We start from the raw sequence: 7,754 nt of genomic DNA, 5'->3' as shown, positions 1-7,754 counted from the left end.
CCTAGCCCCCGCCGTGGGCGGCCCGGCTCGCGTCCGAGCGGCCGCCGCGTCCGCGACGAAGTCGCCAGCGGCGGTCGCTCGGACGCGAGCCATGAGGGGGCCGCGAACACGCAGCGCCGCAGGCGCTGCAAAATAAACACCGTGCGCATCTTCTTGGCCGGTGCGACCGGCGTTATCGGAGTCCGCTTGCTTCCGCTGTTGATCGAGGCGGGGCACGAGGTCGCGGGGATGACCCGATCGGCGGGGAAGGCCGATCCTTTGCGGGCGCTGGGGGCCGAGCCGGTGGTGTGCGATGTGTACGACGCCGACGCCCTGTCCGCCGCCGTGGTCGGGTTCGGGCCCGACATGGTGATGCATCAGCTCACGGACCTGCCGGACGACGCGGCGCTGCTGCCGGAGCGGGCCGAGGCGAACGCGCGCATCCGAACCGAGGGCACCCGTAACTTGATCGCCGCCGCGCGGGCGGCCGGGGCGAAACGCTTTCTCGCCCAGAGTATCGCGTGGGAGCCGCCCGCGGGCCGGGGCGCGGTGATCCAGGAGCACGAAGCGGCCGTGCTGGACTTCGACGGCGTGGTGGTGAAGTACGGCCAGTTCTACGGTCCTGGCACCTACTACGAGACCGAGCTGCCCGCGCACCCGCGCGTGCATGTCGACGATGCCGCGGAGCGGACCATTCCGCTGCTGGATGCCTCGAGCGGTGTGGTGATCATCGCCGACGCGTCCTGACCGGCGGTCAGGACGCGCAGGGGCCGGTGTCGACCGGGCGGTCGGAGCGCCACCCGTGGTCGAGCCGGTCGAGGACTTCCGGCAGGCTCGTGGCGAATCCGACATTGCTGTTGTTCTCGTCGACACCGAACACGATGCCCAGCACCCGGCCGTCGCGGTCGACCAGTGGCCCGCCCGAATTGCCGTGCTGGATCGAACCGTCCAAGGTGTAGATCTCGCGTTCCCCGACACCGGTGCGGTAGATGTCGCGCACCTGGCGTTCGGCCCGGCCGCGCACCCGCGTGGCGGACGCGGTGTAGGACCCGCCCCTGGGGTAGCCGAGCGCGATCGCGTCGTCGCCGGGATCGGCCGGTTCGGGCGCGACGGTCAGGGCGGGCGCGGTGAGCCCGGGGACGGCGAGCACCGCGATGTCCATGGTCGGATCGAACCGCACCACAGTCGCGGTGAGCGATCCGGCCGCGGTGTCGACGGAGACTTTGCTGGAGCCCGCGACGACGTGCGCGTTGGTCAGCACGCGCTCCGGCGCGATGACGAATCCGGAGCCGGACTGGCGCACGCCGCAGGTCGGCGCGAGATCCTGGACGCGAAGCACACTCTGGCGCAGTGCGGCGGGCATCGGTCCCGCGACGATGCCCGGATCGGGCGGCGCGAGCGGGCGGCCGAGCCCGGCGTCCACGATCGGTCCGGTGAGCACTTCCGACAGTCCGGACAGCCAGAACGGCGCGACGTCGTCGACGGTCCGCACGGTCGTCGAATCACGCACCAAGGCGGACGATTCCAGCGGTGCGGCGAACAGCCACACCACCAGCGGCACCGCGAGCGCGTAGGCGAGACATCCGCAGACGGCGTCGGCGCGTTGCGCGACGGGATCGGACACCGTCGCGCGTGCGGCTCGTCCGGCCCGGTGCCCGGCGACCGCGCCGAACGCGACCAACCCGGCGACCACCGTCAGCGCGAGCAGGAGCCGCACGGCGCCGGGAGCCAGCTGACCGAACACCGTGGCCGAGAGCGCCGCGCCGAGAATCGCTCCTGCCAAGGCGCCCGCGAAACCGGGCAGCCCCACGATCGCGCCGCGACGCCAGCCGAGCACCGCGGCCACCACGACGGTGGTGAGCACGGCGAGATCCAGCCAGTTCGGCAAGGTCAACGCCATACTCCCGTCGCTGCTGGTGGACAACGGCGACGGATTCGTCGTCGGCCGCCCCGTCGCCATCCGGCTGTGTCACGGCCGACGAGTCGGCAACGGTCGAGCCGCTAATCTAATCAGCGATTCGAGCTGCGGCAACCACGCCGCGCTAGGCCGTCGGCTGGGTGGCCAGCGCTCGCCGGGCATACGCGCGCACGTCGGCATCGGTGTCGTCGATCGCGGCGCGCAGCGCGTCGTGCGCGGCGGGCAGGTCCGGCCACGCCGACAGCGACAGCACCGCCGCCTTGCGGACGTCGAGATGCGGATCGTGCAGTGCCGCAGCCAGGATCGGCACCGCGAGGTCCGGGTCGGCACCCGCGAGCCCGCGCGCCGCGCCGACCCGGATCTGCCAGGCCGAGTGACGCAGGGCGCCCGCCAGCGCGGTGACGTCGGCCGGCTCGGCGCCCAGCTGCGCGAACGCGGTCAGGGCCGCGGCGCGGACAAGCGGGTCTTGGTCGTCGGCGAGGCGGCGGATCACCTCGGCCCCGCCGTCGCCGATGGCGGCCAGGCCTTGGGCGACCGCGATCCGCACTTCTCGGTTGCCGTCGGCGGCCAGGGTGGCGACGCCGTCCCGATCGTTCAGCGAGACCAGCGCGCGGACCGCCTCGATGCGGACGCGATGATCCTCGTCCGCCAACGCCGCGCGGTAGTGCGCGGGTTCGGCTGCCCGCAGGGCGCGCAACAGATCGATCACCGTGGACCGGACGACGGGGTCGGCCGAGCCGAGCCGGTCGGAAAGTCCTGCCGCCGAGGGCAACACCTCGACGAGTTCGCGCAGGCTGGCCGCGGCGGCGCGCCGGACCGAGGCCGCCGTGTCGTCCAGCGCGTCGCCCAGGGCGGTCGCGAAGCCCTCCGGGGTGTGCTCGGTCAGCACCGAGATCGCCGCGGCCCGCACGCCCGCGTCGGCATCCGTCAGATAGCTGGACAATTGCTCCATGGTGGGCTCATCGAGCGCGAGCAGCGCGACGATCCGGGGAGACGGGGGAGTGGCGGGCTGCGCCGGCGAACCGGCCGCGGTGCGATCGTGCTCAGCGCCGCCGCCGGTGTGCGGCGCACGGCCGACGACCTGGTGCGGCTGGTGCACCGGCACCACCTCGGCATCGGCCGAGGGCAGGTCGTCGAGCCCGGGCACCGGAACCAGGTACGGCGCCACCGGCCGCTTCAGGAACGCCATGGTTCCGTCGGGGTTCTTGCGCAGGTTGAGGTGGTATCGCCATTCGACATCGTCGCGTTCGGGTAGGTCGGCGCGCTCGTGGTAGAGGCCCCAACGGGATTCGGTCCTGGTCAGTGAGCTGCGGGCGGCCATCTCGGCGCAGTCGCGGATGAACGACACCTCCACCGCGCGCATCAGCTCGTGCGGGGTGCGCGCGCCGATGCCCTCGACCTCTCCGCGCATCCGGTCGAAGGTCTCCACCGCGATGGCCAGCTTGGTCGCCGTCTTGGGCGGCGCGACATAGTCGTTCACGAAACGTCGCAGCTTGTATTCCACCTGCGGTTGCGGCGGCCCCTCCGGCTGGCGCAGCGGCCGGTAGATCAGCTCGTGGGCGGCGGCCAGCTGGTCCTCGGGCAACGCGGCGGGCGCGGCGACCTCGTCCAGGGTGGACGCGGCGTGCGCACCGGCGAGATCGCCGAAGACGAACGCGCCGATCATGTAGTTGTGCGGCACGCACGCCAGATCGCCCGCCGCGTACAAGCCGGGCACCGTGGTGCGCGCGTGCTCGTCGACCCACACTCCGGAGGCGGAATGGCCACTGCACAAACCGATTTCGGAGATGTGCATCTCGATGTCGTGGGTGCGATAGTCGTGGCCGCGGTTGGCGTGGAAGGTGCCTCGGGTGGGTCGCTCGGTGGTGTGCAGGATTCCTTCGAGCGTGCTCAGCGTCTCGTCGGGCAGGTGCGACACCTTCAGGTAGATGGGACCGCGCGCGGATTCGATCTCGCGCTTGACCTCGGCCATCATCTGGCCGGACCAGTAGTCGGAGTCGACGAAGCGTTCGCCTTCGGCGTTGACCTGGTAGCCGCCGAACGGGTTGGCGACGTAGGCGCAGGCCGGGCCGTTGTAGTCCTTGATCAGCGGGTTGATCTGGAAGCATTCGATGCCGCTGAGTTCGGCCCCGGCGTGGTAGGCCATCGAGTAGCCGTCGCCCGCGTTGGTCGGGTTCTCGTAGGTGCCGTACAGGTATCCGCTGGCGGGCAGCCCGAGCCTGCCGCACGGCCCGGTGGCCAGGATCACGGCTTTCGCACCGACGGCAACGAATTCGCCGGTGCGGGTGTGCAGGGCGGCGGCGCCGACGGCGCGTCCGTCGTCGGTGAGCACGCGCACCGGCATGAGCCGGTTCTCGATGCGGATCTTCTCGCGCATCTTGCGCTGGCGCAGGACGCGATACAGCGCTTTCTTGACATCCTTGCCCTCGGGCATCGGCAGCACGTACGAGCCGGACCGGTGCACTCGGCGCACGGCGTACTCGCCGTACTCGTCCTTCTCGAACTTCACGCCGTAGCGTTCCAGCCGTTGCACCATGGCGAAGCCGCGCGTCGCGGTCTGGTAGATCGTGCGCTGGTCGACGATGCCGTCGTTGGCGCGGGTGATCTCGGCGACGTAGTCCTCCGGCTCGGCCTTGCCCGGGATCACGGCGTTGTTCACGCCGTCCATGCCCATGGCCAGCGCGCCGGAGTGCCGCACGTGCGCCTTCTCCAGCAGCAGCACGTTCGCGCCCTGCTCGGCGGCGGTGAGCGCGGCCATCGTGCCCGCCGTGCCGCCGCCGATGACGAGCACGTCGCAGTCCAGCCGAATCCGTTCCGATAGCGGCGGAATGTTCACAGTTTCTCCAGGATCTCGGCCTTCGTCGCGGCCCGGTCGATGGCGTCCCTCGGGCTGGGCACCGGCACCAGCGCCCGCAGCGTGCCGCCGCCGAGCACGGCGATGCGGTCGCCGAGCAGCAGGGCCTCGTCGAGGTCGTGGGTGACGAAGACGATGGTGGTGGGGTGGGCGCGCCAGGTCTGGATCAGCAGGCGCTGCATGGTTTCCCTGGTCTGGGTGTCCAGTGCGCCGAAGGGCTCGTCCATCAGCACGGCGCGCGGCGCGGCGGCCAGGCTGCGCGCGAGCTGGACGCGCTGGCGCATGCCGCCGGACAGGTCGCGCGGCAGGTAGTCGGCGTAGCCGGTGAGCCCGACCTCGTCCACCCAGTGCAGGGCGGTGGCCCGCCGCTGGGCTCGCGGTGTGCCGCGCAGGCGCAAGGCGAGTTCGATGTTCTGCCGCACGGTGCGCCACGGCAGCAGCGCGTCGTCCTGGAACACCAAGGCGCGGTCGGCCGCGGGCCCGGTGACGTGGTCGCCGTCGGCCAGGATGGCTCCGTCCTCCGGCCTCCGCAGTCCGGCGACCGCGCGCAGCAACGTCGACTTGCCGCAGCCGGATTTGCCGACCACGACGAGGATTTCGCCCGGCGCGATGGACAGGTTCAGCCCGTCGAGCACCGGCTCGCCGCTATAGGCGATGCGGACACCGCTGAGACTCAAGGCCATTCCGGTCGATGCCGGTGCGTCGATCACTGTGGTCATGCTTCGACCTCCCTGGGCAGCCAGCGGGTGATGCGGCGGCCGGCCAGCTCGACCAGCCCCGATGTCGCGAAACCGAGGACGCCGATGGTGATCATGCCGACGAACACCGCCGGATAGTCCACGATGGTGTAGGCCTGCCAGGTGCGGTAGCCGACGCCGAGGCGTCCGGAGATCATCTCTGCGGAGATGAGACAGATCCACGCCACGCCGACGCCGACGGACAGCCCGCTGAAGACGCCGGGCAGGATGCCGGGGAACACCACGCGGGTGAGCACGTCCAGCCGGGACGCGCCCAGCGTGCGCACCGCGTCCTCCCAGATCGTGGGCAGTGCGCGCACCGCGTGCCTGGTGCTGACCAGCACCGGGAACAGCGACGCGGTGAACGTGATGAACACGATGCCGGACTCGTCGTTGGGGAACAGCAGGATCGCGACCGGCACCAGGGCGATGGCCGGGATCGGGCGGACGAGTTCGGCCAGCGGGCCGAAGGTGTCGGCGAGCAACCGCGACCGGCCCAGTCCGATGCCCGCGATCACGCCGACCACCGCCGCGAGCCCGAAACCGGTGATGATCCGGATCAGCGACTGCGCGATGTCCAGGTAGTACTGGTCGGAGCGCAACTGCGTGCCGAATTCGGCGACGATCTCGGTGACGGTCGGCAGGGTGTCGAACCGCAGGCCCGCCGCCCGCACGTTGTTGACCGTGAGCAGCTGCCACAGTCCGACCGCGGCGGCGACCGAGCCCACCCGCAGCAGGCGCGAGCGCCAGGCCGATCGCAACGCCGGCGTGGCCGCCGATCGGGTGGCGGCGGGTTCGGCCGCGGCCCGCACCGCCGGTGCGGCCAGTTCGCTGGTCATCCGCGTACTTCCGTGACGGCCTGGTCGTAGCCGACCGGCGTGGCGGACGGGTGCGCCTGCCGGTAGCGCTGCGCGGCCGCGGTGGTGGTGAAGGGCAGGTAGGCGGCGCCGTCGCGCAACCAGATCGACTTGTCGGCGAACCAGCGGGTGCCGAGTTCGGTGTCCGGGACGTAGGCGGCGCGGATCGTCCGGCCCTGCGCTTTCGCGGCCTGGACGGCGCGCAGCAGGCAGGTCGGGTCCGCGGCCGGTTGCGGCTTCGCCGCGCCGTCCACCCACAGTTCGCCGGCCAGCGCGGGGTTCTCCGCCGCCTTGCCGCAGACCGGGTCGGCGCCGGTGACCCGGGTCGGGTTGGCGGTGGCGGCCAGGTCGCGGTCGTAGTCGCCGCGTCCGGTCTCCGTGTACGCCTTGCGCAGCGGCCCGTCATCGACGAACCGATCGATGTCGAGGTCGGCGAAGTCGCCGATCGACTTCAGGTAGGCCACATCGCCTTTGAGCGCGTTGACCAGGCTCGACTTGAGCGTGGTGTCGAAACTCGTTCCGCCGGGACCGTTGTAGAGATACACCACCTCCTGCGGCAGTCCGGACCCGTCGGCGACGATCTTGGCGGCTTCGAACGGCTTCTCCTGCAGGAACTGGGTGGCATCCAACTGCGCGGCCAGGAACGCCTGCAGGACCTCAGGGTGATCGGCGGCGTACGCGCGCCGGGCCACCACGCCGTGGAAGGTCGGCACGCCGAGTTCGGCGCCGTCGTAGAGCAGCTTGGCCTTGTTCTGGAAGACGACCAGACCGGGCCACGCGACGAACTGGGACAGCGCGCCCACCTGGTGGGATTCCAGGGCGGTCGCGCCGATCTGCGGCTGCTGGTTGAGCACTTCCACGCCCTTGGCCGGATCGATGCCCGCCCGGGACAGCGCCTGCACCAGCGTGCCGTGCCCGGCCGAGCCCACGCTGGTCGAGATCTTCTGCCCCGCCAAGTCGCCGATGCTGGTGGCCGCCGAATCGTTCGGCACGACGACCATGTTCAGCGCGCCCTTGGGGTTGTACCCGGTGACCGACACCAGTTCGGTCCGCGCGCGCTCGTTGACCTGGGTGCGGGAGCCGTTGATCAGCAACGGGTAGTCGCCCATGGAGCCGATGTCGATCTTCTCGGCCACCATCTGCGCGGTGATCGGCGCGCCGGTGTCGTAGTCCTGCCACTCGACCTGGTACTTCGCCCCACCGTTGTCGGTGATCTTCTGTAGCCGCTGCTCGAGGTAGCCCTGCGCGCGCAGCAAGGTGCCCGCGGTGACGGTGTTGATGGTCTTGGACTGGTAGCCGACGACCACCTTGACGGTGCCGGCGGGGGTGTCGTCGGACTGCTCCAGCGAGCACCCGGTCAACGCGAGCGCGGCGGCGAGCAGGACGGGGGCGAGTTTCACTTTCATCGG

6 protein-coding genes are annotated in these 7,754 nt (G+C 71.1%); 1 reads left to right on the top strand and 5 read right to left on the bottom strand.

Features of this window, described 5'->3' with window-relative positions; genetic code table 11:
• A partial coding sequence (locus ACFV2O_RS36245; RefSeq protein WP_379256265.1) for an NAD-dependent epimerase/dehydratase family protein occupies positions 1-726 on the top strand: 726 nt, incomplete at its 5' end.
• A 7-nt stretch (positions 727-733) separates the two neighbouring features.
• Here ACFV2O_RS36245 and ACFV2O_RS36240 read toward each other — a convergent pair.
• From ACFV2O_RS36240 to ACFV2O_RS36220, 5 genes are all read right to left on the bottom strand, one after another.
• Positions 734-1,879, bottom strand: a complete 1,146-nt coding sequence (locus ACFV2O_RS36240) for a MarP family serine protease (RefSeq protein WP_379256263.1) — start codon at positions 1,877-1,879, stop codon at positions 734-736.
• A 142-nt stretch (positions 1,880-2,021) separates the two neighbouring features.
• Positions 2,022-4,733 carry a fumarate reductase/succinate dehydrogenase flavoprotein subunit gene (locus tag ACFV2O_RS36235; protein WP_379256262.1) on the bottom strand — a complete coding sequence of 904 codons (2,712 nt, stop codon included), beginning with the start codon at positions 4,731-4,733 and terminating at the stop codon, positions 2,022-2,024.
• Positions 4,730-5,470, bottom strand: coding sequence for an ABC transporter ATP-binding protein (locus ACFV2O_RS36230; RefSeq protein WP_355078881.1), 741 nt, complete (start codon positions 5,468-5,470; stop codon positions 4,730-4,732). The genes ACFV2O_RS36235 and ACFV2O_RS36230 overlap by 4 nt, the downstream gene beginning before the upstream one ends.
• Entirely contained in the window at positions 5,467-6,327 is an 861-nt protein-coding gene (locus tag ACFV2O_RS36225) for an ABC transporter permease (RefSeq protein WP_379256260.1), read from the bottom strand. The genes ACFV2O_RS36230 and ACFV2O_RS36225 overlap by 4 nt, the downstream gene beginning before the upstream one ends.
• The gene (locus ACFV2O_RS36220; protein WP_379256258.1) at positions 6,324-7,751 is read right to left on the bottom strand and encodes an ABC transporter substrate-binding protein; all 1,428 of its coding nucleotides are present in this window, start codon (positions 7,749-7,751) and stop codon (positions 6,324-6,326) included. The genes ACFV2O_RS36225 and ACFV2O_RS36220 overlap by 4 nt, the downstream gene beginning before the upstream one ends.
• Positions 7,752-7,754: the final 3 nt, after the last annotated feature.

The sequence above is a fragment of the Nocardia sp. NPDC059691 genome, from assembly GCF_042733915.1.
Lineage (GTDB): Bacteria > Actinomycetota > Actinomycetes > Mycobacteriales > Mycobacteriaceae > Nocardia > Nocardia sichangensis.
Note: the sequence above shows the minus strand (reverse complement) of the source record. Positions and strands in the feature narration are given on the sequence as shown.

Excerpts from the sequence above, each read along its gene's own strand:
- ACFV2O_RS36225 (WP_379256260.1), bottom strand. The coding sequence starts at position 6,327 with ATGACCAGCGAACTGGCCGCACCGGCGGTGCGGGCCGCGGCCGAACCC.
- ACFV2O_RS36230 (WP_355078881.1), bottom strand. The coding sequence starts at position 5,470 with ATGACCACAGTGATCGACGCACCGGCATCGACCGGAATGGCCTTGAGT.
- ACFV2O_RS36240 (WP_379256263.1), bottom strand. The coding sequence starts at position 1,879 with ATGGCGTTGACCTTGCCGAACTGGCTGGATCTCGCCGTGCTCACCACC.
- ACFV2O_RS36220 (WP_379256258.1), bottom strand. The coding sequence starts at position 7,751 with ATGAAAGTGAAACTCGCCCCCGTCCTGCTCGCCGCCGCGCTCGCGTTG.